We start from the raw sequence: 24245 nt of genomic DNA on the forward strand, positions 1-24245 counted from the left end.
GGAGAGTGAGCTTTTCGGGCACGAGCGGGGGGCCTTTACCCACGCGGTCCGGGCTCGTCCCGGCCGGTTTGAACTGGCCCATGGTGGCACGGTTTTTTTAGACGAAATCGCGGAAATGAGCCCCATGCTGCAGGTTAAACTGCTGCGGGTTCTACAGGAGAAAAAATTTGAGCGGGTCGGGGGAACCCGCACCATCAGTTCGGATTTCCGGGTGGTGGCGGCCACCAACCGGAACCTGGAGCACGAAGTCAAGGAGGGGCGTTTTCGGGAGGATCTCTATTACCGCCTCAATGTCATCCCCGTTGATGCCCCCCCGCTGCGGGAGCGGGGATCCGATATCCCTTTGCTGGTGGAGTATTTTATCGCCCGCTTCAATGCCAACCGCCGTAAGAAGATCAAGAAGATCCGACCCGAGGCTCTGGAATGCCTGCAGCGCTACCCATGGCCGGGCAACGTCCGGGAACTGGAAAACACCGTGGAGCGAATGGTAATTCTCGCTGCCGGCCGGGAACTGGGACGGGAGGATGTGCCTGAGCGCCTGCTGGCCGGCATGGCGCCGGATCCGGCACTGGCGGCCCGGGAAAATTCTGCCAGTGCGGTGTTGGTCGAACAGTCACCGGCCGGTTCGGGCCCGATTCCCCCGGCCGGCTTTGTGCTGAGCGAGGTGGTGGCCGATTTTGAAAAAAAACTGATTGTCCAAGCCATGGAACAGACCGGTTGGGTCAAGAACCGGGCGGCCAAACTGCTCAATGTCAATCGTACCACCCTGCTGGAGAAGATGAAACGATATCGCCTCAACGGCCCTGAAGATGCTTTATAAGTCACCTCGAGGTTGGCTGGCCGGTCGGCAAAGCCGGCTTCTGCTGGCGCCGGTTATGCTGCTGGCGCTTTGTTGCCTGGGATTGATGGCTCCGGGGGCGGCGGCCCGGGCGGCCACGGTGCAGGAGCTGTGGGAGAGTGCTGTTGGCGCCGTTGAGCAGGAGGACTGGCGGCGGGCGGCCATTGACTTTGAGCGCTTGCACCGTGAGCACCCGGCTTCTCCGTTTGCCGAAGAAGCTCTCTGGCGAGCCGCCACGTCGCGTAAAAAACTGGCCGCCATCGAGCCCGATCCAGACTGGGAACGGATCAGGGATCTTTTTCGCCGTTTTACCGTGGAGTACCCCGATTCTCCGCAAGCGGAAGAGGCCTACCTGGAGATGGGAATCGCCCATTTTTACATGCGCTTCCTGCGGGAGGCGCTCACCTACTTTCGGCTCTTTGTCGAACGTTATCCTGCCTCGGAACTGGTGCCCCGGGCCCGGCACTGGCAGGCCCGCACCCTCATAGAAGTGGCCCGAGTGGATGAGGCCATCGAAATTCTCAAGGAACTGGCCGATGATCCGGATCTGGAATTCCGGCTGGAAGTCATGACCGGCCTGGCTCAGGCCTACGGTCTTCGAGGAGACTATTGGGACGCCTTGGCTACTTTCCAGGAACTGCAGCGAGTGGCGCCCGCCGATTATCATTTGCAGAACCAGGATTTCCTGCTGCTGCTGGGTCAGGCCTATTTGCGGGTGGGCCGGGAGGAAGAGGGACGAGAACAGATTTTTGCCTTCATCAACCTGGCGCCCGATTCACCGCAGCGGCCAGAGGCCCTTTTTGAACTGGGAGAAAGCCGGCGGCGCCAAGGTGAACACGAAACGGCACGGCGGTTGTATAACCGGGTGCTGGATGAAGGAAGGCCGGGGGAGCGGGCCGTGCTGCTGGCTCGCTTCCGGTTGGCCGAATACCAGGATCAGGCCCGGCGGCGGCCGGATGATACCGCCGTCCGGCGGGATGTGCCAGGGCCGGCCACCGATAATATTTTTCACCAGGTTATCGACCGGTTTGGTCACGAACCCATTGCCGGGGACGCCCGTTACGCACTTTATCAACGTTATATGGAAAGAGACGAGATCTCCTCGGCCAGGGAAATGGCCCGCAGCTACGTGCGCCATGCCGAACCCGGTCCTGACCCCCTGACCGGCGTCAATCGGAGCGGTGATTTGCTGGTTTTTCTGGTGGAGGCCCTGCTGGCCGAACAGGACTATCAGCGCATCTACCAGCTTTATCTCAACGAATTTCCCCATGTCGCCGCCTATGAACCCGGGCGTCTGCGTTACCTGATCGGCCAGGCCTTTGAGGAACTGGCCCTTTATCAGCAGGCTGCGGTGGTTTATTACCGGGCCCTGGGCGGCGAGATGAACCGGGAGGAACTGGGCGACCTTTACCATCGCCGGGCGGTGGTCTACCTCGCCATGGCGGATTATGACGCCGCCGATCGCCTGCTGGCTCATCTGCGCCGGATTTATGACGGAAAGCCGGAAATGCCGGAGGTGTATTACCTCAGTGGCCGGTTGCGGGCCGCCGAATCCCGTTACGATGAAGCCCTGGATTTTTATCGCCAGGCCTTTACCATGGAGCCCCCCGCCCGGGGGCGGGAGGCTCATGTCCGGGCTTACCTGACCACCCTGGAGTCCCTGGCCATGTTTGGCGAGATGAGTCTGGTGCTGGAGCGTTTCCGAGCCGAGCGGTGGCTGGAGCCAGAGGCCCTGCAGCGGTGGTTCCGCCGCACCGGTGACGGTCTGCGCCGCCAAGAGTTTTTTGAGCTGGCCGAGGCCGCCTATCAGAACGCCCTGGAGGATGAAATGCCCACCAGTGGCACCGATTACCAGGCTGCCAGTCTTTATCTCGGCCGTCTGCTGGCCGAACGCACTGAGGCTGAAGCAGCCCGGGAGCGTTTGCAGGCGGCTGCGGCCGGTCCCGACGGCATGTATGCTGGCATGGCGCAAAATTATCTCAACCAACTGGAGATTAACTTGGCCACGGCCCGGATGCAGAGCCTTTTTGAATGAGTCAGTTACAGTTTGATAAGGCCGACCAGTTACGGGAATTTTTCTTTGCCATGCTGGAGAGTATTCCCGGCGGCCTGCTGCTGGCCGACCGTCAGGGACGGCTTTTGGCCGCCAACCGGCAGGCCGCCGTCATGTTGGGGGTTGCCGGGGTTTCCATTGCCGGACGCTCCTGCTGGGAGTTGTTGGGACGTGCCCTGGCGCTGGAAGAGTCGGCTCTGGAGCCTTTGCGGCGGGCCGGCGGCCGGTTGCTGGCGGAACAGGAAGATGACCGGGGAAGCAGCGGGCCCCGTTACCTGCTGATTGCCCGCAATGAATTGCAGAGCCCCTTTTTTGACGTGGGTGGTTTTTTTCTCTCCCTGGAAGATGTAACCTATCCGGCCATGGTGGAGGATCACCTGCATCGTCGCAAACGGTTTGCCGCCATTAAAGATCTGGCCGTTTCTTTGAGTCAGGAACTGCGCAACCCCTTGGGCGGCCTGGAGCTGTATGCCTCCATGCTGGAGCGTGATCTGGGAGATGATCCCGATTACCGGCGGATCACCGGGCAGATGCTGGCCGCTATCAGGACCATGAACCACCTGCTGGACAACGTCTTGACCTTTGCGGCCCAACCCCGTCCGGAAAAGAAGATCATGGCTGTCAAGCCATGGCTGGAAAAAGTTCTGGCTGCTCTGGTTCCCTTGGGTGAGACAAGCGGGGTCCGCTTTACCGCCAATTATGGCCACCGGCGGGAGGAGATCAGTGGTGATCCGGCCATGCTGGAGCAGATGATGCTCAACCTGGGGCTCAACGCCCTTGAAAGCATGCCCCGGGGTGGTGAGGTTGAATTGGTTACCCGCAGTCTGCCCGGCAGCCGGCATAGTCCGCCGTTGCTGGAGATTCGATGGATTGATCGGGGGCGGGGGATTGCCGCCGAGGAGCGGGATAAGATCTTTGATCCCTTTTTTTCCACCAAGGATGGCGGCAAAGGTTTGGGGCTGGCCATTGTCCACCATATAGTCGAGAGCCATGAGGGCTTTATCAGGGTGGACAGCGTTCCTGGCCGCGGTTCGGTGTTTAAGGTGTTCCTGCCCGAAAATGTAACTTGGGAATAAAAAATGGGCGCAAAGAGCCGAAAGATCCTGGTTGTTGATGACGAACAGAATATGCGGGTCGCCCTCTATGAGGCTTTGAGCCGTGGCGGCTACGAGGTCAAGGTGGCGGAAAACGGTCGCATGGCCCTGGAGATGGTGGCAAGCGAAGCCCCCGATCTGGTAGTGACCGATATCCGGATGCCGGAGATGGACGGCATTGAGATGCTGCAGAAGGTGCAGGCCGTCCGCCCCGGTTTGCCGGTGGTGATCATCACTGGTTACGCCACGGTGGAAACGGCGGTGGAAGCCATGAAGCAGGGAGCGGTGGACTACATTCTCAAGCCGTTTCCCGTTGAGGTGATTGAGGAGACGATTAAAAAGGTCTTCCGGGAAGGGCCGCCTTCGGCTTCGGCCACCGTCGCCGCCGGGGTCGGGCCGGCGCCGGCGGTAGACGGCCCGACCCAAGAGGGAGCCCGGACGGTGATTGGTCGTGACCGCCATTTTCTGCGGCTGCTGGAGCGCGCCCGGGCGGTGGCTTCCAGTAAGGCCACGGTGCTGGTGCTGGGGGAGTCGGGTACCGGCAAGGAGGTCTTTGCCCGGTTTATCCACCATGTTTCCGATCGCAAGGCCGGCCCCTTTGTCGCTCTTAACTGTGCCGCCTTGCCGGAAGGCTTGCTGGAAAGCGAGCTGTTCGGCCATGAAAAAGGTGCATTCACCGGGGCGGTGATGGCCAAAAAAGGTAAATTTGAGCTGGCCCACGGCGGTACCCTGCTGCTGGATGAAATCGGCGAGGTGCCCTTGCATCTGCAGGCCAAGCTGCTGCGGGTTCTGCAGGAAGAGGAAGTGGATCGGCTGGGCGGCAAGGAGCCGGTTAAGCTGGATGTGCATGTGGTGGCCACCACCAACCGGGATCTGGCCGAAGCGGTGAAAGGGGGGACTTTTCGCCAGGATCTGTATTACCGCCTCAACGTCATTCCCATTCGCTTGCCGGATTTGCGGGAACGCCCCGATGATATTTTTCTGCTGGCGGATTTTTTTATTGAAAAACACAGCCAGCGCTACGGTAAACCGTTGAAAAAGCTCTCCGCCGCCGCCCGGCAGCGTTTTCTGGAGTACGATTGGCCGGGCAATGTCCGGGAAATGGAAAACCTGCTGGAGCGGGGGGTGCTGCTCAGCACCGGTGCAGAGTTGGAACTTTGGGACTTCTGGGATGACGAATTACCGCCGGAGCCGGCAACCGCCCCGGCGGCGAAACCGTTGGCTCCGGAGTCCGCTACCGATTTCGCTCCGGTTCCGGAACCTCCACCGGAGCCTGATCCCGCCTCTGACTCTGCCCATGATCGCGGTCGGGAGGCTGCCAACTCCTCCGCTCCGGAGCCTGACCTTGATCCCATCCTGGCCGGACGCAGCCTGCGGGACGTGGAACGGCAGATGATCCTGCAGGCTTTGCGGCAGACCGCTGACAACCGTACCCATGCCGCCAAAATGCTGGGTATCAGCGTGCGCACCCTGCGCAACAAGTTGAACGAATATCGTAACCAGGGAATGCTTTAGGGGGTGCCCTCGTCCCAGCACGGGGTGACTTGGCGTTACTTTGGCACGTTGTTTGCAAGTAGTTATGGGCAACAGTTGATCCCCGCAGCAAGCAGCAAGGAGGACGTCATGCCCATCAACAAACTGTTCGGCGGTACCATTGAAGTAATGCACCATTCCCTGAACCTGCGCAACGAGCGTCAGGGGATGATTCAGTCCAACATCGCCAACCTCGAAACCCCGGGTTACAAGGTCCAGGATTTCCCCTTTGAACGGGTGATGGAGCGGGTGGTCAGCGGCCAGGGTCAGATGGCCCGGACCAACCCTCGCCATCTCGCCGTCGATCCGGTGGAAGCAGCCCGGGCCGGGCAATTCCGGGAAGAAGAGCGGCCGGTGGACCTGGATGAAGAGATGCTGAAACTGTCGGAAAATCAGATGATGTATCAGGTGGCGACGCAACTGATCGCCAAAAAATTTGAAGGATTGCGTCATATAATTGACGAAGGAGCGAAATAGCCATGGATATTTTGACAGCGATGAAAATCAGCGGCTCGGCCCTGAAGGCCGAGCGGAGCCGGCTTAATATCGCCTCGATGAACCTGGCCAACGCCAATACCACCCGGACCATGGAGGGCGGTCCATACCGGGCCAAATCGGTGGTTTTCGAGGCCAAACCCCTGGACCGTGATTTCGGGGTAGCCCTGCAGGGGGCGGCTTCCCGTCTACGCAAGGTGGAGGTGGCGGAAGTGGTGGAGGATCAGGCTCCTTTCCGGGAGGTTTACGATCCCACCCATCCCGACGCCGATGAGTCCGGAATTGTCCTTTACCCCAACGTCAACGTGGCCGAGCAGATGGTGGACATGATGAATGCCCGCCGCTCCTATGAGGCCAACGTGGCCGCCCTGGATGCCGTCAAAGAAATGGCAGCCAGAGCCATGGACATAAGCAGATAGCGCTACCGTTAAATAGACAGCGAGGAAATTGACGATGATTAAAGGAATGAATCTGCAGCCGATGATGCCGGTGGGGGTGGGAGAGCTTGGGACCAAGCCACAGCCGGCCGCCCGAGATGCGGTGTCCGGTTTTGGCGAGATCCTTAATAAGGCGGTTGATGTGGTCAGTGAACGGCAGGCCGAAGCCAACAGCCTTTCCGAGGGGTTGGTCAGCGGGCAGCATTCCAACATCCATGAGACCATGATCGCAGTGGAAAAGTCCAGTATCTCCATGCGCCTGATGACCAAGGTGCACCAGAAGGGGTTGGATGCCTACCAGGAAATGATGCGGATGCAGCTTTAGTTTGGACCGGTGACGGGTAAAGCATTGGTTGGACGGTTGGCTGTTGTGTTATCTGAGAGAGGATTGAAAGGATGGCTGGGCCCAGGGAAATATTTGAGCAGATTGTCTCCATTTTCAATGGTTTGAGCGGTATGCAAAAAATCACCGCGGCGGTGGTGGTGGCGGTGGTTTTCGGCGGGCTGGTGGCCCTGACCACGGTGGGGACCAAGATGGATGAGCGGGTGCTTTTCTCCGGCCTTACCCAGGAAGACGCTGCCGAAGTTGTGCAGCGTTTGCGGGAGATTAATGTACCTTACCGCTTGTCGGACACCGGTGAGGCCATCTTGGTGCCCGCCGGCCAGGTTTATGAAGTACGCCTGGGGTTGGCTGGCGAAGGTTTGCCCCGGGGCGGCGGAGTGGGCTTTGAGGTCTTCGATGAAGTGGGCCTGGGTACCACCGATTTTGTCAACCGGCTGAACTTTCAGCGCGCTCTGCAGGGGGAGCTGTCCCGGACCATTCGCCAGTTCCAGCAGGTCCAGGAGGCCCGGGTGCATATTGCCACCCCCAAGGAGTCGGTCTTTATCGAGGACGAGAAACCGGTCACCGCTTCGGTCAGTGTTCGCATGCGGGGAAGGGAGCAGTTGAGCCAGCACCAGGTTCAGAGTATCGTCAACCTGGTGGCGTCGGCGGTGCCGGGTCTCAGTGATGAAAACATTACCCTGGTGGACACCGCTGGTCGTTTGCTGTATCGCAAACGCGGTGATCTTGATTCGGTGCTTTCCGGCACCCAGCTGGAATTTCAGCACAGTGTGGAGACCGCCGCCCGTCGCAAGGTTGAATCCATGCTGGAAGAGGTGGTGGGAGTCAACCGGGTACGGGCCAGTGTCACCGCCGATATCGACTTCAGTCGGGTCAACCTCACCGAAGAAATTTTTGACCCGGAAGAACAGGTAATCCGCAGTGAGCAGATTCTCTCCGAAACCGATGAGCGTGGTGAGCGGGCCCGGGGGATTCCCGGGGTCAAGGGGGAACTGGCCACCTTTGCCGGAGAAGACGGAGCCGTTACCGGCAGCGCTTATGAACGCAGCAATGTCACCCGAAACTATGAAATCAGCCGGCAGACCCGGCAGGTTCAGGAAACCGGTGGTGGCGTCCGGCGCCTGTCGGTGGCGGTCATGGTGGATGGCACCTATGAGAGGGTGGTTGACGAAGATGGGCGAACGACTTTAGAATATCGTCCACGTTCCTCTGAAGAGATGGCGTATTTTGAACGGCTGGTGCGTAATGCCGTGGGTTATGATGAAGAACGGGGCGATCAGGTGGAAGTGGTTTCCATGGCTTTTGCCCTGTCCGCGCTGGAAGATCCGGAGGTGGACCCCATGGAGCAGTGGCGGGAATTGGCCGAGTGGCTGGCCATGCCCGTGGTTTACCTGTTGATTGCCCTGGCGGTGATTCTCTTTGTGGTTCGGCCCTTCCTGCGGTTGCTGGCCGCCAAGGACCTGGAGGCTAAACGGGCCGCCCAGATGACGGCGTCGAGGGCCGGGGGCGGGGCCGGGGAACAGGAAGAAGAGGATCTGACCCTTGGTCCTAAGGGGTTGACTGATCAGGAGCGGATCTATCGACTGGCCCAGAGTGACCCCGATCGGGCTGCCGATCTGGTGAGGCGCTGGTTGCGGGAGGAGGTTTAAGGAATGGCAGTTACCAGTAAGGGCAGAAAGGACGTCGGTGGCAGCAATCTGACCGGGCCTGAGAAGGCGGCGATTTTCCTGCTTACCGTGGGCGAGGAGTTTACCTCCCAGGTGTTCAAGCGCCTGGCGCCGGAGGAGATCAAACTGGTGGGCCGGCAGATGGCCAAAGTCGACAAGATCGACAAGGAGGAGCTGGAGGCATTGCTGCAGGAGTTCAAAAGTGATGTGGGCGGTGCCGACCTTTTTCTCTCCGGCAACGATCTGCTGGAGCATGCTTTGAGAAATGCCTTGTCCGGGGACAAGGCCAACGAGATCCTGGAAGATATCCGTTCCGACTGGAAACTGACCCTGTTTCAAAAGGCCCGTAAACTGGAGCCGAAAATCCTGGTCAACTTCCTGCGTAATGAGCATCCCCAGACCGTGGCCCTTGTGCTGTCGGTCCTGGAGCCCAATCAGGCGGCCCAGGTAGTGGCTGAGCTGCCCGAAGCCACCCAGGTGGAGGTGGTGATGCGAATGGCCGAACTGGACAAAGTCGGCCCGGAGATCCTGGTGGATGTCGACCGGGTGCTGCAGGATGAACTGCTGGCGGTGGAAGGCATGGAAGGGCAGCGCCTGGGCGGGGTGGATTCGGTGGCGGAACTGCTCAACAACGCCGAGCGGGCCATGGAGGCGGCTATTCTGGAAGGGGTCGAGGAGCAGAACGAAGCCATGGCCGAAGAAATCCGGCGCCTGATGTTCGTCTTTGAAGATCTGCTCAGCGTTGACGATCGCGGTATCCAGGCCATCCTTAAAGAAGTAAGCACCGATGATCTTAAGGTGGCCCTGAAAATCTCTTCCGATGAGCTTAAAGAGAAAATATTCGGCAGCATGTCTTCCCGGGCGGTGGAGTTGCTCAAAGACGACATGGAAATTATGGGTCCGACCAGAATCAAGGACGTGGAAGCGGCCCAGCAGGCCGTTATCAAGGTTGCCAAACGGTTGGAACAGGAAGGCAAGGTGCAGTTGATGGTTGGTGCCGGGGAGGACGAGTTTGTCTAAAAAGCGCAAAAATCCGGCTACCAGCGAGTTTGTGGAACTGACTGGTGCCACGGAGCAGGCGCCGCCGCAGGCCTCCGAGTTTCTCAGTTTTGCGGAGCTGTGGCAGCGCACTCACACCAATGCCGGCCCCAGGCGGGAGGATGGTGAGCAGAACCAGCCGGTGGAGCCGGAACCGGCAGAACCCGATCAGGTGGAGCTGGCCCGCCGGGAGGCGGCCGAGATCCTGGCGGCGGCCAGGGAAGAGGCCGAGCGCCTGCAACAGGAGGCCCTGGCAAAAGGCCGGGCGGAAGGAGAACGTAAAGGCCGGGCGGAAGCCAAAAAAGAGTACAGTGAACGGTTGGCGGAGTTGAAAAAGCTGCTGGCCGAGATTCAACTGCAGCGCGGGGCGATCATTCAACGCTACCGCGAAGATCTGCTGGTCCTGGTGCAGGCCATGACCGATTGCCTGGTGCACCATGAGGTTACCACCAACCCCGAGGTAATTAAGTCCTGCCTGCAAAAGGCCACCGGTTTTGTGGTGGAAAACTCTTCGGTGCAGGCCTGCATTAACCCAGAGGATCTACGGGATTTGCGGGAGGCTGGTCTGCGTGATCCGACTCTGCTGGGCGGCAAAAATCGCATCGAACTGGTGGAAGATCCCGCAGTGGCACGGGGGGGATGCTTGCTGAAAAGCGCCTTCGGCGAGGTGGACGCCACCATGGACAACAGCCGGAAAAAGCTTTATCAGGCCGTTAGTCAAGCTTTTGAGGCGGTTTTGGCGGCCCATGCCGGTGAAGATGAAGAGCCGCCCGCCGAAGCGGAACTGGCCGCCGTCTGGTCGGATCGGGCCAATGATATCGATGAAACGGCAGTGGCGGAGGAAGAAATATCGGCGCCTCCGGGATCCGAAGAAAATTATTTCCAAGAGGCGGTTTCGGCGGTGGTGACTCCAGAGGACGTGCCAAATGAGGCAGCGACCGAAGCGGAGTCGCCGCAGGAAAATCGGGGCGAGGCGGATCACAAGCAGGAAAACCCGGATCTTCCCTCCGAGAAATCGGCCCCATCTTCCGGACTTCAGTAAACATGCCCATGGACTTCAGCCCTGTTATCGCCGCCGCCCGTGAAACTTCGCTGTTCACCGTCGGCGGCCGGGTCAGCCAGGTGATCGGGATGGTCATCGAAAGCGAAGGGCCCGGGATTCCCGTGGGCAGTATCTGCGAGATCGATGTGTTTCGCGGCCGGGCCAAAGTGCCGGCGGAGGTGGTGGGCTTTCGCGAGGGCAAGGTGCTGTTGATGCCCCTGGGTGAAATGCGTGGGGTCGAGCCCGGCGGGGCCATTCGCCTGGTGGAGGGGGCGGCCCGAGTGCCGGTTTCCCAAGGGCTGCTGGGGCGGATCATTGACGGTCTGGGGCAGCCCATGGACGGTAACGGTCCATTGCCCGCCGAGTCTTTTTATCCCCTTTATGCCGAACCATTGAACCCCATGACCCGGGAGCGGATCACCGAGCCGGTGGACGTGGGCGTGCGGGCCATCAACGGTCTGCTCACTCTGGGCAAAGGCCAGCGCATCGGGATTATGGCCGGCAGCGGGGTGGGCAAGAGCACCCTGATGGGGATGATCGCCCGCCATACCGCCGCTGATATCAGCGTGATTGCCCTGATCGGCGAACGGGGGCGGGAGCTCAAGGACTTCATTGAGCGCGACCTGGGGCCCGAGGGCCTGGCTCGTTCGGTGGTGGTGGTGGCCACCTCCGATCAGCCGCCGCTGGTGCGGATGCGGGGGGCCTATCTGGCCATGGCGGTGGCCGAGTATTTCCGCGATCTGGGCCGAGACGTGGTGCTGATGATGGACTCGGTGACCAGGTATGCCATGAGCGGCCGCGAAGTGGGCCTGGCCATAGGTGAGCCACCCACCAGCCGGGGTTATACCCCCTCGGTGTTCGGCCAGTTGCCCAAGCTGCTTGAGCGGGCCGGCACTTGCCAGGGCAAGGGCAGCATCACCGGCATTTTTACCGTCCTGGTGGAAGGCGACGATATGAACGAGCCCATTGCCGACGCGGTGCGATCCATCGTCGACGGCCACATCGTGCTCAGTCGCGACCTGGCCAGCCAGGGCCACTATCCGGCCATTGAGGTGATGGGCAGTGTCAGCCGCTGCATGAGCGACGTGGTTTCCGAAGAGCAGGTCAAGGCGGCCCATCGCTTCCTGGAAGTGCTGGCTCTTTACCGCCGTTCCGAGGATCTGATCAACATCGGGGCCTATGCCAAGGGCAGTAACCCCAAAATCGACAATGCCATTGCCATGATCGACAAACTGAATGGCTACTTGCGGCAACCCGTCAACGATCGGGTAATCTTTCAAGACAGCGCGGCGCAGTTGCAGGCCCTGTTCAAAAAATAGGCGGAACAAAGTATGGCCTACCAGTTTCGTTTTGAGAGTGTGCTGGGGTATCGTCGCAACCTGGAAGAGCTGGCCCGCCAGAAGATGGTCCGGGCCCAGACCCAGTTGGTGCGCCAGCAGGAACGCCTGCAACAGCTGGAACGGGAACTGGTCGAGGCCGTCAATTCCTTTGAGGAGCGCAAGCAAAAACCCATGGTCGCCCCCTTTTACAGCATGTACGTGGAGGGAATCGAGCGGCGTGAACGGGATCTGGCCAGTCAGCAACGGGCCGTGGCCACCCAGTTGGAGGTGGTGGAACAGGCCCGCCTGGAATTGCAGGGCAAAGTGCAGCAGCGCAAGGTAATGGAAAAGACCCGGGAGCGGGATTACGGAAAATATCTCCAGGAAGAGCGTCTGCGGGAGCAAAACGAGCTTGACGAGCAGATGATCCTGCGTTTTAAACGAGCTTAGAGGTGAGCTTTTGAAGGCAAAACTGATTACCGTCATCGGGGTGCTGCTGGTCTTCGGCCTGCTGGAGACCGTCGGGGTGGAGGCCCAGACCCGCCCGGTCCGGGCCGGCCAGGAAGAACTTGCCCACTCGGTCCGCCTGCGGGATAAGGAGCGAGAGCTTGCAGCCCGGGAGGAAAAAATTGACCGCCGGGAGCAGGAACTGGCCGAGATGGAAGCGGAGGTTCGGGGTGAACTGGAAAGCCTGCTGGAGTTGCAGCAGGAGGCCCGGGCCACCCTGGACGGCCTGACCGCCGCCAAGGACCAGGCCTTCCGGGATTTGATCCGGGTTTACCGGGAGATGCGACCGGCGCGGGTGGCGGAGTTACTCGATGAAATGGATGATCGTGATTCCCTGGAGATTTTGCGGGGAATGCCCAATGACCTGGTGGCCGATATCCTGCCCCGGCTGGAACGGGCCAAGGCGGTGAGGTTGAGCCGCCAACTCGGCCTCCTTTAGGAAAACGTCCAGCAGCACCGCATCTTGCGGCGATCGACCCGGCTTGCGTACCAGTGTGCGCGGCGCCGGGCCGCTTGCCGCAAGCTACGGCACTGCTGGACGTTTTCTTTTTTTCTCCCTCTTTTTTCCCCCTTTTTCGTAACTATCCAGCTCATTCTGGCACGTAACTGTTCAGCAGTGCCCCAGGTTGCGGTAAGCCAAGTCGGCGTAGCGTACATCAGGTACTCAAGCCGACCTGATCACCGCAAGATGGGGTGCTCTGGACAGTAATCTTTTTTCTTTCCTGTTTTGTTCTTTCTCTTACCCTTCCTTTTTCTATTTTTTGTTCATGGCTTTTTATCAAAGATATTAGCGGTGGCGGTTCCTTGCTGATTTCTCTCTATTTATAGGGGATTTGCGGCAGCCCGGCAAAAATGTCCTGTTTGGACCTCGTGAGGACGTCAGGGGGCCGTTTGGGGTGGGGGGCAGGGGGTGGTTGAGTTTTTTTGTTTTTATTTTATGTCATTATTACAGGTGTTTGGTTTATGTTGATGGTTTCTGTGTTGAGGTTGGCACGAAGGTTGCTTCTGGGGCTGTGCAAGAGTTGCAGGTTGGGCTGGCTGAGCCGGTAAAATTTTGACCAATGGAGTTCAGAACTGTGAAAACCTTGATGATTCCCGTGGCCAAGGCTGAAGGAATGGAGATTGGGGGGCGTCCCCGGGGGGCGCGCTCCGCCGATGAAGCCAACTTTGCCGGCCACCTGGATCGCAAGCTGGCTGACGGCCAGCGTGACGAGCGTAATGTTTTGGGAGGCCGTCAGGCCGAGATACGGGCCGCCGAAGCCCGGCGTAACCGAGCCTCCGGGCAGGCTGCCGCAGAAGCAAGTGCCGCAAGGAAGAGAAATGACTCCCAAAAGGCTTCAGCCGACAGGAAAAATGATGCCACGACAGCCAATCAGCTCGTCGACCAAACCACCGATCATAGTCGTGAAGGGGCTCGGCTGGAACTGGTCGCCCTGCTGGGCGAGTATCTCGGCCTGATCGGTGACCAAGCCCGAGACGTGACCACCGGCCCCGGCGACTGGACTTTTGAAATTGAGGATACCGCCGAGTTAAGCCTGCTGGCCGCCTTGGCCGGCATGGACGAGAAGCAGGCCGCAGCGCTCATGGAAAAATTTGCCGCCAATGGCGGTGAGTTTGAAATCTCTGAGTTCCTGGCCGTTTTTTCCAAGCACTTCCTGAACATGGAGCAAAACCAGCCGGTGCCGGTACCGGAAACCGATCTGCCCTACCTGCAGATGCTGCTCAACCAGCTGGACCTGGATTCCGCCACCGTGGAGCGGCTTGGTGAACAGGCGGTGCGGGGCGACAACACCCTGGACTTGGCCGCTTTCCTTAAAGGCCTGGCCGACCTGGATCTGGATGAGCTGAATTTGAACGGTAAAATCACCTTGAAGGGCTGGGATGCCGAGCAGTTACTGGCGGTGCTGGACAACGCCGGGGTTTCCCGGGCCCTGCAGCGGGAGTTGCTGCCGGAACTGCACGCCCCCTGGGATCAGCCACAGCGCCCCAATCAGCCGCTGGAGCTTGATCTGGACCGCTTCCGGGAGCTGCTGGCCCGCGGGGTGGCGGAAATCCAGGATGCTCGGCCCCGGGCCGAAATCCCCGCCTTTCTGGCCCAGATGAAAAAGATCTTCCAGCAAGCCGGTTTCAACGAGCAGCGGCCGGGCTGGACCCCGGCGGTGCAGGCCGCCGCTGCCAAAATTTACGACAAACTGCTGGAAAGCGTGGACATGGCCACCGTCCGGCTGGAGAAGTTAACCGCCGACAAGAAACTCTCCCTCAAGGAAGAGTTTCTTGCCCTCAAGGATGAACTTAACACCGGGGCAAAAATTGCCGCCCTGAACAAAGAGGGCGCCGGCCGGGCGGAAGTGCGCCAGGCCCTGGCCGAAGCCGGCCTGCTCAACAGCAAGGACAGTGATGAGTTGATCTCCGGCCGTCTCTTCTTAAACGAAATGAAACTCGAGGCCCGGGGCGATGAGCGCGGCGCCGAGGCCCTGGCCGGCGCTTCCGACAGCCCCGCCGACAATAACCGCCTGGAAATCCTGCGCGCCATGAACCAGGCCCCGCGCCAGCAGGCTCAACTGGAGCAGCAAGTCTTCAACCGCATTGCCTCCGGGGTGGTGGGTGGCTTGAATCGCAACGAGCACCATCTGGTGATGCATCTCTATCCCCGTGAGCTGGGCGAGGTGCGGGTGGAAATGATGATCCGCGACAACCAGGTCTCCCTTTCTTTTGGTCTGGAAAGCACCAAAGTTAAAGAAATCCTGGAAAAGAACATGGAGATGTTCAAGGACAACCTGGAACGCCGGGGCTTTGTGCTGGGCGAGTGCATGGTGTCTGTCGACCAGCAGGAGCGGGACAACTCCGGTGAGGCCTGGCAGCGTTTCACCGCCGCCTGGACCAACCACAACGGCGGCATGGTCCGCCGCGAATCCCTGGCCGAGGTGCCCGAAGAAGTGCTCTACCAGCGCCCCGCCACCACCGATCGGCCCGGTGGAATCGATCTTTTCGCCTGAAAACTAAGGAGACCATACCATGACCATGATCAGCGCAGGATACGGCCCCGATATTCCCATGGCCGACCAGGGCAGCCACCTCAAGCCGGTGGGCAGCAGCTCCCTGGACCGCCAGGACTTCATGACCCTGTTCATCACTCAGCTTCAGCACCAGGACCCCATGAAGCCCATGGAGAGCTACGAGATGGCCTCCCAGCTGGCGCACTTCTCCAGCATGGAAGCCACTATGAAGATGAGCGACAACATGGAAAAGATGTTGAACTACACCACCTCCCAGAACAACTTGCAACTGCTGAGCCTGATTGGCAAGACCATTGAAACGCAGGGTAACGAGATCGGTGTTACCGATGGCCAGGTGGCCAGAACCTCGTATGTGCTGGAACAGGATGCCCCCTTCTCGGTGGTTTATATCCACAATGCCGCCGGCCAGCTGGTGCGGACCATCGATAATGGTTTCCAGAGTGCCGGTCAGAACACCCTGGCCTGGGATGGGAAGGATAACAGCGGCCAGGAGGTGCCGGATGGCATGTACATCTACAAGGTGGACGCCCTGGCCGGCGATGGCAGCAAAGTGGCGGTGGAACAGCGGGCGTCCGGCAAGGTCACCGGCCTGGAGTTTGATTCCGGCCGGGCCGCCATCACCGTCAGCGGTTATATCCAGAAATATGTCAGCGACATCATCAATGTCCATGAAAACAGCAGCGGCTTGCCCGGTCAGGACAGTGATACCGGTCAGGATTCCGGTGACGAGGAAGAAGATATTTTAATGGGCTTAATGGGTTAGCGGTACAACAACAATCCCGTCAGGGGACAGATAAACAGCAGGAGGAACGATCATGAGTCTTTCAGGTTCACTTTACGCCGGGATCAGCGGCCTTAGTACCATGGGTAACGGAATGAGCGTCTTGGGCGACAACATCGCCAACGTCAACACCGTGGCCTTCAATGCCAGCCGCTCCACCTTCCAGGATGTACTTTCCCAGTCGGTGTCCACCGCCGCCGGCACCGCCCAGGTGGGGCGCGGCGTCACCCTGACCACGGTGGACGGGCTTTTTGCCCAGGGCTCGTTCGAGTCCACCTCGACTCCCACCGATATGGCCATCGGCGGCGAGGGCTTTTTCATGCTGCGGGGCACTGACAGTGCCGAGTCGGACATGTTCACCCGGGCCGGGGAGTTCCGCTTCGATCAGCATGGTTTCTTGACCAGCCCCGGCGGCCACTTCGTGCAGGGCTGGGGGGTAGACAAAAATACGGGTCAGATTGAAGGTACCATCGGCGATATCAGGATGGATCGCTCCACCCCACCGGTGCGGACCGAACAGGTGGACCTGATCGTCAACCTCGACGCCCGGGTCGACCCGGCTTCTCCCGCGCCGTTGTACGATTCCTGGAACGGCACGGCGGAAGATCCCATTGCCGCTGTCAACTATCAGTACACCACCTCGCTCAAGGTTTATGACTCCAAAGGGGTGGCTCGTGATCTGACCATCTACTTTGATCGCACCGCCAAGGAAAACGAGTGGGATTTTCTGATTACCACCGATCCGGCTTCTGATCGGCGGGAGTTGAGTGAGGCTGAAAAACAGACCTATGCCCCCGATGAGCAGTACAATCCCCAGAATCCGGCCCACCGGGGCGCCGGCGCCTTGATGTACGGCGTGGTGAACTTTGACAACAACGGCAACATCACCACCATCGATACCTGGGATGTGCCGGCCGACGGCCGGGTCGATCCCGACCGCCACACCAACCGGTCCAATCGCCTGGATGACAGCGGCAATTATCCGGTTTTTGACGCCAACTTCACCGGTGACCCGCAAACCATCGCCCTGAACTTCGGGGCCCGTTTTGACGGCAGCAGTACCGAGCCCCAGATCCTGGTTTCCCGTGACGGGGCCATCGATATCACCACCGATAACCCCATCACCACCGAAAGCCGCTGGGGTGATGTACGGGACAGTGAAGGGCGCCGGGTGATCCCCGAGGGTTATGACCCTGTTTTAACTGACCCCAACGATCAACATGTGACCATTGCCGTGGAGGGTTTTGATCATGAAGGGCGGCCGGCAAGCTTTTCCTATGTGATTCCGCACAGCACCACCAGGCTGGGGGCCGATGGCGGTTTTCTGGACCAGCTTGCCGGTGCGTTCGGGGCGGTATCGGCCGGGGTCGACGCCGATGGCCGTTTAACCCTGCGGGCTCCCGGCGGATACTCCAAGATGTCCATAACCAATATTGGCGTTACCGATGCGGTCGCGGATTTTGCCACAGTTAATCCCTTTGGTGATGGCGCCATCAACGTCAGTACCACCAAACGGGAGGTGGTGGCTCCGGCCCAGGCCTACAGCGCTCCCTATGATACGGACACCGATACTGACCCGCCATCGGTGATCAGCGCCGCGACCCGCTGGGATGCGGTGTATGTTGATGGAGTTGCTACTCCCGCCATCAACGATTTTGCCACTGCGGAAATAACCTATGAAATTATGCTCCGTGACGGCACGGCGATTGAGGGCACTTACGATAATTTTGAGGAGAGCCCGGACAGCACGGTGCAGGGTTTCCTTAACCATCTTTCCGATGAGTATGACGTGGATGCCTACATCGATTCCACGGGTCGGCTGGTGATCAGAGACCGGGTGGCCGACCCCGGGGGCGATGAGGCCAGTCAGCTTAATTTCAGAATTGTTGATTACAATGGTATGGTCGGAGATGATACAACGCCAGGAATTTTTGGTCCGACCTCGGCGGATTTTGACGAATTTCATGTGATTTCCGGCAGCCCCGAGCGTAACGGCAGCCAGATGGGCACCGTGGTCAACAACCGTTTCGGCGATACCGAGGCGATGTTCACCACCCAGTACGCCAACAGTTCCACCACCATTTATCAGGACCAGAACGGCTTTGCCGCCGGCTTCCTGCAGTCGGTGTCGGTGGATACCGCCGGCATTATCACCGGCAATTTCTCCAACGGTCAGGTGCTGATGCAGGCCAAGGTGGCCCTGGCGGATTTTGCCAACCTGCAGGGACTGCATAAGGTGGGCGGCAATATCTTCCGGGCCACCACCCAGTCCGGGGCACCGGTAACCGGTGAACCCGGCACCAACGGCCTGGGCGAAATTGCCCCCAACTCCCTGGAGATGTCCAACGTCGACCTGGGTAACGAGTTTGTCAAGATGATCACCACCCAACGCGGTTTTCAGGCCAACTCCAAGATGATCACCACCACCGACGAGATGCTTAGCGAGTTGATCAACATCAAGCGGTAGGCTAAGCCCGGGGACAGGTTTGAAGTCTGTCCCAGGCTATCCGTCCCCGATTACGAAACAATCAGGTCCGGCCGGGAAGCATCCCGTCGGGCCTGGTTTGTTTGTTGGGGTGATTTTTACAATTTTTGCTGTATTAGTCGTCATCATTGAATGCGCCGCCGGCTGGGCGCGCTTGATCGTTGCCTGTTTTCGTTGTTCAATTTTGCTTCAAGGCAGAATCCGGCTGAAAATCTCTCGGGCGGCGGGCAGCACCGGCTCGCCGGCCGGCAGTTCCAGGTAGGAGCGGCCGGCCAGTTCCCAGGCTGCTAAAGTTTCGCTTTGGGGCAGCAGGCCGGCCAGTTCCAGGCCGCTGCTTTGGGTGGTTTCTTCGATTTTGGCGGTCAGGGCCGCATCGGGGGCGGCCGGGGCGCGGTTGATGAGCAGGCATTTTTTGCCCGGTGCTATTCCCAGCGGCTCGGTGAGGCCGGCGATCCGACCGGCGGTCATGATCCCCCGGGCCGAGGGGTCGGAGACCACCAGCAGCAGGTCGATGACCCGCAGGTTCATGCGACTCAGGTGTTCCATCCCCGCCTCGTTGTCCACCAGGATGTATTCATAGTTGCCGGCCAGGTGATCCATGGTCATGGCCAGGAACTGGTTGGCCGAGCAATAACAGCCGGGGCCGTCGGGCTGGCCCATGCTCAGCAGGTCGAAGCCGGGGGCCTCCACCAGGGCCTGGTGGACCTTCATCTCCATGTACTGGTCACGGGTGATATGGGGCGGCAAATCACCCTTCATCTCCTTGCGCACCTGGCCGATGGTCAGGCCCACTTCAAGGGCCAACAGTTCGTTGAGGTTGGCGTTGGCATCGGCGTCCACCGCCAGCACCGGGGTTTTTTTCTCGGCCAGCAGGTAGTTGAGCAGCAGGGCGGTGACGGTGGTCTTGCCCACTCCCCCCTTGCCGGCCATGGCGATTATTTTCGGCATTTTTCCCTCCGTTAACCGGTTTTACCGGTGGTTCTTTCCCTTGCAAACTTGGGGCAAGGTGGTATTTTACCTGATTCTTTGCCGTGCATCATGGTTAATTTCCATCCCGGCCTGTTGATGACATTAATTCGGCCGGCAACATAATCGTTTATCAAGATCAAATTATCAAGGCTGATCGATATGGATTACCGTTCCACCCTCAACCTGCCGCAGACCGATTTTCCCATGAAGGCCAACCTGGCCCGGCGTGAGCCGGAGATGCTGAAAAAATGGGCAGAGGAGGGGCTGTATGAAAACCTCTGCCGGGCCACCGCCGATCGCCCCCTTTATGTGCTGCACGACGGCCCCCCCTATGCCAACGGTCACCTGCACATGGGCCATGCCCTGAACAAGATTTTGAAGGACATCATCCTCAAGTCCAAGCGCATGAGCGGCTACCACTGCCCCTACGTGCCGGGCTGGGACTGCCACGGCCTGCCCATCGAACTTAACGTGGACAAGGAACTGGGGGAGCAGAAGGCCGAAATCGACAAGCTTGATTTCCGGGAAAAATGCCGCCGCTACGCCGATAAATGGATCGCCGTGCAAAGCGCCGAGTTCCAGCGCCTGGGGGTGCTGGGCGACTGGCAACAGCCCTATCTCACCATCGACTACCGCTACGAGGCGGCAATCGCCCGGGAGTTCAACAATTTTCTCTTGAATGGCCTGGTCAGCCGCAGCCGCAAGCCCGTGCACTGGTGCGCCTCCTGCCGCACCGCCCTGGCCGAGGCCGAGGTGGAGTACGCCGACCAGACCTCCCCATCGATTTATGTGAAATTTCCCCTGCAACCGGCAGCGGCCACGGCCCTGGCGGAACGCTATCCCGAGCTTCTGGCGACCCAAGACGAACTTGATCGGGGACAGATTTCAAATCTGTCCTCTGGGGCTAACCAAGACGGAAAAGGTTCGTCAGTGCCGCAGGTTGCGGCAAGCGGGCCGGCGCCGCGTACCCCAGTACGCAAGCCGGACCGATCGCCGCAAGATGCGGGGCTGCCGAACCTTTTCCTGGTGATCTGGACGACTACCCCCTGGACCCTGCCGGCCAACGTGGCGGTGGCCCTGCACCCGGACTTCACCTATGCCGCCGTCGAAGTGAACGGCGAGATCCTGATCATGGCCGAGGAACTGGTGGAACAGGTGGCCACTACCTGCGAATTGACCGACCTCCGGGTGCTGACCACCCTGGCTGCCGCCGACCTGCTGGGGCAAAGCTGCCTGCACCCCTTCATGGGGCGCGACTCCCTAATCATCGGCGCCGATTACGTCACCCTGGAAACCGGCACCGGCTGCGTGCACACCGCTCCGGGCCACGGCCGCGAGGACTACCTGAGCGGGCTCAAGCACGACCTGCCGGTGCTTTCGCCGGTGGATGACAAGGGGCACTTCACCGCCGAGGGCGGCCCCTACGCCGGCATGTTCATCCTCAAGGGCAACAAGCAGATTATCGCCGATTTGCGGCAGAGCGGCGCCCTGCTGGGGGAGCAGAAAATTTCCCACAGTTACCCCCACTGCTGGCGCTGCAAAAAACCGGTGATCTTCCGGGCCACCGAGCAGTGGTTCATCGGCATGGATATCCCGGCCAATATCGCCGGCGAGCAGACCACCCTGCGGGAAAAGGCGCTTAGCGCCATCAACGGCGCCGACTGGATTCCCCGCTGGGGCCGGGAGCGCATCCACGGCATGGTGGCCGGCCGGCCGGACTGGTGTCTCTCTCGCCAGCGGGCCTGGGGCGTGCCGATCACCGCCGTCTGGTGCCGGGACTGCGGTAAGGTGCTCAACGATGAAAAGATTGCCGCCAAAATCACCGAGTTTTTTACCAAGGAAGGCGCCGATGCCTGGTTTGCCCGGCCGCTTGCTGACTTTATCGGCCCGGATGCCCGCTGCGCCTGCGGCTCCACCAACCTCACCAAGGAAGAGGACATCCTGGATGTCTGGTTCGACTCCGGGGTGAGCTACGCCGCCGTGCTGGAGCAGCGCGATGAGCTGCAAAGCCCCGCCGATCTGTATCTTGAGGGCAGCGACCAGCACCGGGGCTGGTTCCAAAGCGCCCTGCTGGCGGCGGTCGGCACCCGGGGCGCGGCCCCGTACAAGGCGGTGCTCACCCACGGCTTCGTGGTGGACGGCAAGGGCAAGAAGATGTCCAAGAGCATCGGCAACGTCATCGCCCCGAGCCAGATCATTGACCAGCACGGGGCGGAAATCCTGCGCCTGTGGACCGCCTCCGAGGATTACCGGGACGACATCCGGATTTCGGACAACATCCTCAAGCAACTGGCCGACGCCTACCGCAAGATCCGCAACACCGTCCGCTTTTTATTGGGCAACCTGCACGACTTCGACCCCGCCGCCCCCGGCTCCCCACCGGAGGCCGAGATGGACGAACTGGACCGCTGGATCCTGGCCCGCTTCGAGCGGCTCAAGGAAAAGACCGTAACCGGTTACGAAAAATTCGAGTTTCACCAAGTCTACCACGGCCTCTACAACTTCTGCACCGTCAGCCTCAGCGCCCTCTACCTGGACATCGTCAAGGACCGGCTCTACACCATGCCCGCCGACCACCCCCAGCGCCGGGCGGCCCAGGCGGTGATGTACGAGATCGCCGACGGCCTGCTGCGCCTGATGGCCCCCATCCTCTCCTTCCTGGCCGCCGAGGCCTGGGAGTACCTGCCCGCCGATGAGCGCCGGGAGACATCGGTCTTCCTGGCCGCCTTCCCGGCGGCCCGGCCCCAACGCCTGGCCGACCAGGAACTGCTGACCAAGTGGGACAAGATTCTCACCCTGCGCTCCGAGCTTACCCGGGCCCTGGAGATCGCCCGCCGGGACAAGGTAATCGGCCACTCCCTGGACGCCGAGGTGGTGGTGGCCGCCGATGGCCAGTGGGCCGAGTTTGTTAATGCCAACTGGGACACCCTGCAACTGGTGACCATCGTTTCGGTCATGCGCCGGGAGGAAACGCTGCCGGCCGAGGCCGCAAACATCTTCCACAGCGAAGAGATCCCCGGCCTGCAGGTCCTGGTCCGCCCGGCCCCGGGCGATAAATGCCAACGCTGCTGGATGCGGGTGGAAAGCGTGGGCGAGGACCAGGAACATCCAGCCATCTGCCACCGCTGCCGGGGGGCCATCGGGTGAGAAGCTGGCAGGATCATGTCGGTCCGCTGGCCGTGCTGGTGGTGTTGCTGGTCGCCGACCAGGTCAGCAAATGGTGGATCAGGGCCGAGCTGGCCCTTTATGAAAGCCGGGAGATTATTCCCGGTTTGTTCGACCTGGTGCATTACACCAACCCCGGTATCGCCTTCGGGTTGCTGGCTGACGGCACTCCGGCCTGGCGGCGCTTTTTCTTCATCGGTGCCACCGTTTTGGCTCTGATTCTGCTGGTCGTGCTTTATCGTCAGGTGCGTTATCACGGTCGGCTCTACCTCTATGCCCTGGCCCTGATCACCGCCGGGGCCATCGGCAATCTGCTGGATCGCGTCCGGCTGGGCGAGGTCACCGATTTTCTCGATTTTTACTGGCGGGAATACCACTGGCCTGCCTTCAACATCGCCGACAGCGCCATCACCATCGGGGTGCTGTTTTTTCTGATTGCCGCCTGGCGTCAGCCGCCGGAGGAGCATCAGGTGGACAAGGTGGTTTAGTTAAGGAGAGTTGCAATGAGTAGTAAAATTGCCATTATGTTTCCCGGTCAGGGCTCCCAGTACATCGGCATGGGACGGGAGTTTCTCGAGGCTGACTCCGGGGCCGGCAAGCTGCTGGCGCAGGCGGAAGAAATCAGCGGGTTGCCGTTGAAAAAGCTCTGCCTGGAAGGGCCGGAGGAAGAGCTGACTCGCACCCTGCATTTGCAGCCGGCCATGACCGCCGTCAATCTGGTCTGCTGGCAGGCCCTGGCCGCCAAAGGGGTTAGGGCGGATTATTTTGTCGGCCACAGCCTGGGGGAATACGCCGCGTTACAGGCTGCCGGGGTGTTGAGCCTGGCCGATACCATCAAGCTGGTCACCCATCGCGGACGACTGATGGAGCGGGAAGCGGCGGCCAATCCTGGTGGCATGGCGGCGGTGGTTAAGCTGGAGATCGAGGTGGTGCAAGAGATCGTTGCCGAAGCCCGCGCCCACGGGCGGCTGGCGGTGGCCAACCACAACTCTGCCGCCCAGGTGGTGATCTCCGGTGACACCGCGGCCCTGGCGGCGGCGGCTGAACTGGTCAAGGAAAAGGGCGGCAAGTCAATTCCGCTTAAGGTCAGCGGCGCCTGGCACAGCGAATTGATCGCCGGGGCGGTGGATGATTTTCGCAACCTGCTGGCCGACTTGCCGGTCAAGGCGCCGCAGACTCCGGTGCTTTTCAACGTTACCGCCGCCCCGGAGACTGGTGCGGCTGAGATTCGGGCCACCATGGCCCGCCAGATTGCCGCCTCCGTCCGCTGGTATGAGATTGTGCAGCGGCTGCTGTCTGAACAGGTACGCTGTTTTATCGAAGTGGGCCCCAAGAATGTCTTGAGCGGCCTGGTCAAAAAAATCGTGCCCGCCGATGTTGGGTGCACCATTATGCAGGTCGATACACCGACCGGGGTGGAAGAGGTGCTGCGCAATCTGTAGTTTGCCCGGCCGCCGACGGT

The 24245-nt window shown here is 60.3% G+C and carries 20 protein-coding genes; 19 read left to right on the top strand and 1 reads right to left on the bottom strand.

What is annotated here, in order from left to right; translation table 11 throughout:
* The 16 genes from P0N66_RS06780 to P0N66_RS06855 all read left to right on the top strand — a co-directional run.
* Nucleotides 1-820: sigma-54 interaction domain-containing protein (locus P0N66_RS06780; RefSeq protein WP_275803632.1), on the top strand; the 820-nt coding region annotated here is incomplete at its 5' end.
* Nucleotides 810-2873: a tetratricopeptide repeat protein gene (locus P0N66_RS06785; protein ID WP_275803634.1), complete on the top strand. Its 2064-nt coding sequence runs from the start codon at nt 810-812 to the stop codon at nt 2871-2873. The genes P0N66_RS06780 and P0N66_RS06785, both read left to right, overlap by 11 nt.
* Nucleotides 2870-3967 (top strand): two-component system sensor histidine kinase NtrB, encoded by a 1098-nt coding sequence (locus P0N66_RS06790; RefSeq protein ID WP_275803636.1) that lies wholly within the window; start codon nt 2870-2872, stop codon nt 3965-3967. The genes P0N66_RS06785 and P0N66_RS06790 overlap by 4 nt, the downstream gene beginning before the upstream one ends.
* A gap of 3 nt (nt 3968-3970) precedes the next feature.
* Nucleotides 3971-5500, top strand: a complete 1530-nt coding sequence (locus P0N66_RS06795) for a sigma-54-dependent transcriptional regulator (protein ID WP_275803638.1) — start codon at nt 3971-3973, stop codon at nt 5498-5500.
* A gap of 108 nt (nt 5501-5608) precedes the next feature.
* Nucleotides 5609-5995 carry a flagellar basal body rod protein FlgB gene (gene flgB / locus P0N66_RS06800; protein WP_275803640.1) on the top strand — a complete coding sequence of 129 codons (387 nt, stop codon included), beginning with the start codon at nt 5609-5611 and terminating at the stop codon, nt 5993-5995.
* A 2-nt stretch (nt 5996-5997) separates the two neighbouring features.
* Nucleotides 5998-6432, top strand: a complete 435-nt coding sequence (gene flgC / locus P0N66_RS06805; RefSeq protein WP_275803642.1) for a flagellar basal body rod protein FlgC — start codon at nt 5998-6000, stop codon at nt 6430-6432.
* A gap of 34 nt (nt 6433-6466) precedes the next feature.
* On the top strand, nt 6467-6775 hold the full coding sequence (fliE, locus tag P0N66_RS06810; RefSeq protein WP_275803644.1) for a flagellar hook-basal body complex protein FliE: 309 nt from the start codon (nt 6467-6469) through the stop codon (nt 6773-6775).
* 71 nt (nt 6776-6846) lie between these two features.
* Nucleotides 6847-8442, top strand: coding sequence for a flagellar basal-body MS-ring/collar protein FliF (gene fliF / locus P0N66_RS06815; protein ID WP_275803646.1), 1596 nt, complete (start codon nt 6847-6849; stop codon nt 8440-8442).
* Nucleotides 8443-8445: 3 nt separating this feature from the next.
* Entirely contained in the window at nt 8446-9480 is a 1035-nt protein-coding gene (fliG, locus tag P0N66_RS06820; protein WP_275803648.1) for a flagellar motor switch protein FliG, read from the top strand.
* Nucleotides 9473-10540, top strand: a complete 1068-nt coding sequence (locus P0N66_RS06825; RefSeq protein ID WP_275803650.1) for a FliH/SctL family protein — start codon at nt 9473-9475, stop codon at nt 10538-10540. Before fliG ends, P0N66_RS06825 begins: the two co-directional genes overlap by 8 nt.
* Nucleotides 10541-10542: 2 nt before the next feature.
* Nucleotides 10543-11859 (top strand): FliI/YscN family ATPase, encoded by a 1317-nt coding sequence (locus tag P0N66_RS06830; protein WP_275803652.1) that lies wholly within the window; start codon nt 10543-10545, stop codon nt 11857-11859.
* Nucleotides 11860-11871: 12 nt separating this feature from the next.
* Nucleotides 11872-12309 (top strand): flagellar export protein FliJ, encoded by a 438-nt coding sequence (gene fliJ, locus P0N66_RS06835; RefSeq protein WP_275803654.1) that lies wholly within the window; start codon nt 11872-11874, stop codon nt 12307-12309.
* Between the two features lie 10 nt (nt 12310-12319).
* On the top strand, nt 12320-12805 hold the full coding sequence (locus P0N66_RS06840) for a MotE family protein (protein ID WP_275803656.1): 486 nt from the start codon (nt 12320-12322) through the stop codon (nt 12803-12805).
* A gap of 637 nt (nt 12806-13442) precedes the next feature.
* On the top strand, nt 13443-15362 hold the full coding sequence (locus tag P0N66_RS06845) for a flagellar hook-length control protein FliK (RefSeq protein ID WP_275803658.1): 1920 nt from the start codon (nt 13443-13445) through the stop codon (nt 15360-15362).
* Between the two features lie 19 nt (nt 15363-15381).
* Nucleotides 15382-16146 carry a flagellar hook assembly protein FlgD gene (locus P0N66_RS06850; RefSeq protein WP_275803660.1) on the top strand — a complete coding sequence of 255 codons (765 nt, stop codon included), beginning with the start codon at nt 15382-15384 and terminating at the stop codon, nt 16144-16146.
* 52 nt (nt 16147-16198) lie between these two features.
* On the top strand, nt 16199-18631 hold the full coding sequence (locus P0N66_RS06855) for a flagellar hook-basal body complex protein (protein ID WP_275803662.1): 2433 nt from the start codon (nt 16199-16201) through the stop codon (nt 18629-18631).
* Nucleotides 18632-18838: 207 nt separating this feature from the next.
* On the opposite strand, the gene P0N66_RS06860 is transcribed toward P0N66_RS06855, so the two are convergent.
* Nucleotides 18839-19597 (bottom strand): ATP-binding protein, encoded by a 759-nt coding sequence (locus P0N66_RS06860; RefSeq protein ID WP_275803664.1) that lies wholly within the window; start codon nt 19595-19597, stop codon nt 18839-18841.
* Nucleotides 19598-19777: 180 nt separating this feature from the next.
* Here P0N66_RS06860 and ileS point away from each other — a divergent pair, with 180 nt between their 5' ends.
* The 3 genes from ileS to fabD are packed head-to-tail and all read left to right on the top strand — an operon-like array spanning nt 19778 to nt 24225.
* Nucleotides 19778-22765: an isoleucine--tRNA ligase gene (gene ileS, locus P0N66_RS06865; protein WP_275803666.1), complete on the top strand. Its 2988-nt coding sequence runs from the start codon at nt 19778-19780 to the stop codon at nt 22763-22765.
* On the top strand, nt 22762-23271 hold the full coding sequence (gene lspA / locus P0N66_RS06870) for a signal peptidase II (protein WP_275803668.1): 510 nt from the start codon (nt 22762-22764) through the stop codon (nt 23269-23271). The genes ileS and lspA overlap by 4 nt, the downstream gene beginning before the upstream one ends.
* 15 nt (nt 23272-23286) lie before the next feature.
* Complete coding sequence (fabD, locus tag P0N66_RS06875) at nt 23287-24225, top strand: ACP S-malonyltransferase (protein WP_275803670.1); 939 nt, start codon at nt 23287-23289, stop codon at nt 24223-24225.
* Nucleotides 24226-24245: the final 20 nt, after the last annotated feature.

It is taken from the genome of Desulfurivibrio dismutans (genome assembly GCF_029210385.1).
In the GTDB taxonomy this organism is placed as follows: Bacteria; Desulfobacterota; Desulfobulbia; order Desulfobulbales; family Desulfurivibrionaceae; genus Desulfurivibrio; species Desulfurivibrio dismutans.

What these genes read in the sequence shown, in the direction of transcription:
- fliG (WP_275803648.1), top strand. Translation starts at nt 8,446, where the DNA reads ATGGCAGTTACCAGTAAGGGCAGAAAGGACGTCGGTGGCAGCAATCTG.
- flgC (WP_275803642.1), top strand. Translation starts at nt 5,998, where the DNA reads ATGGATATTTTGACAGCGATGAAAATCAGCGGCTCGGCCCTGAAGGCC.
- P0N66_RS06850 (WP_275803660.1), top strand. Translation starts at nt 15,382, where the DNA reads ATGACCATGATCAGCGCAGGATACGGCCCCGATATTCCCATGGCCGAC.
- fliJ (WP_275803654.1), top strand. Translation starts at nt 11,872, where the DNA reads ATGGCCTACCAGTTTCGTTTTGAGAGTGTGCTGGGGTATCGTCGCAAC.
- fliE (WP_275803644.1), top strand. Translation starts at nt 6,467, where the DNA reads ATGATTAAAGGAATGAATCTGCAGCCGATGATGCCGGTGGGGGTGGGA.
- P0N66_RS06795 (WP_275803638.1), top strand. Translation starts at nt 3,971, where the DNA reads ATGGGCGCAAAGAGCCGAAAGATCCTGGTTGTTGATGACGAACAGAAT.
- P0N66_RS06830 (WP_275803652.1), top strand. Translation starts at nt 10,543, where the DNA reads ATGCCCATGGACTTCAGCCCTGTTATCGCCGCCGCCCGTGAAACTTCG.
- P0N66_RS06860 (WP_275803664.1), bottom strand. Translation starts at nt 19,597, where the DNA reads ATGCCGAAAATAATCGCCATGGCCGGCAAGGGGGGAGTGGGCAAGACC.
- fliF (WP_275803646.1), top strand. Translation starts at nt 6,847, where the DNA reads ATGGCTGGGCCCAGGGAAATATTTGAGCAGATTGTCTCCATTTTCAAT.
- P0N66_RS06785 (WP_275803634.1), top strand. Translation starts at nt 810, where the DNA reads ATGCTTTATAAGTCACCTCGAGGTTGGCTGGCCGGTCGGCAAAGCCGG.
- P0N66_RS06790 (WP_275803636.1), top strand. Translation starts at nt 2,870, where the DNA reads ATGAGTCAGTTACAGTTTGATAAGGCCGACCAGTTACGGGAATTTTTC.
- flgB (WP_275803640.1), top strand. Translation starts at nt 5,609, where the DNA reads ATGCCCATCAACAAACTGTTCGGCGGTACCATTGAAGTAATGCACCAT.
- ileS (WP_275803666.1), top strand. Translation starts at nt 19,778, where the DNA reads ATGGATTACCGTTCCACCCTCAACCTGCCGCAGACCGATTTTCCCATG.
- fabD (WP_275803670.1), top strand. Translation starts at nt 23,287, where the DNA reads ATGAGTAGTAAAATTGCCATTATGTTTCCCGGTCAGGGCTCCCAGTAC.
- P0N66_RS06855 (WP_275803662.1), top strand. Translation starts at nt 16,199, where the DNA reads ATGAGTCTTTCAGGTTCACTTTACGCCGGGATCAGCGGCCTTAGTACC.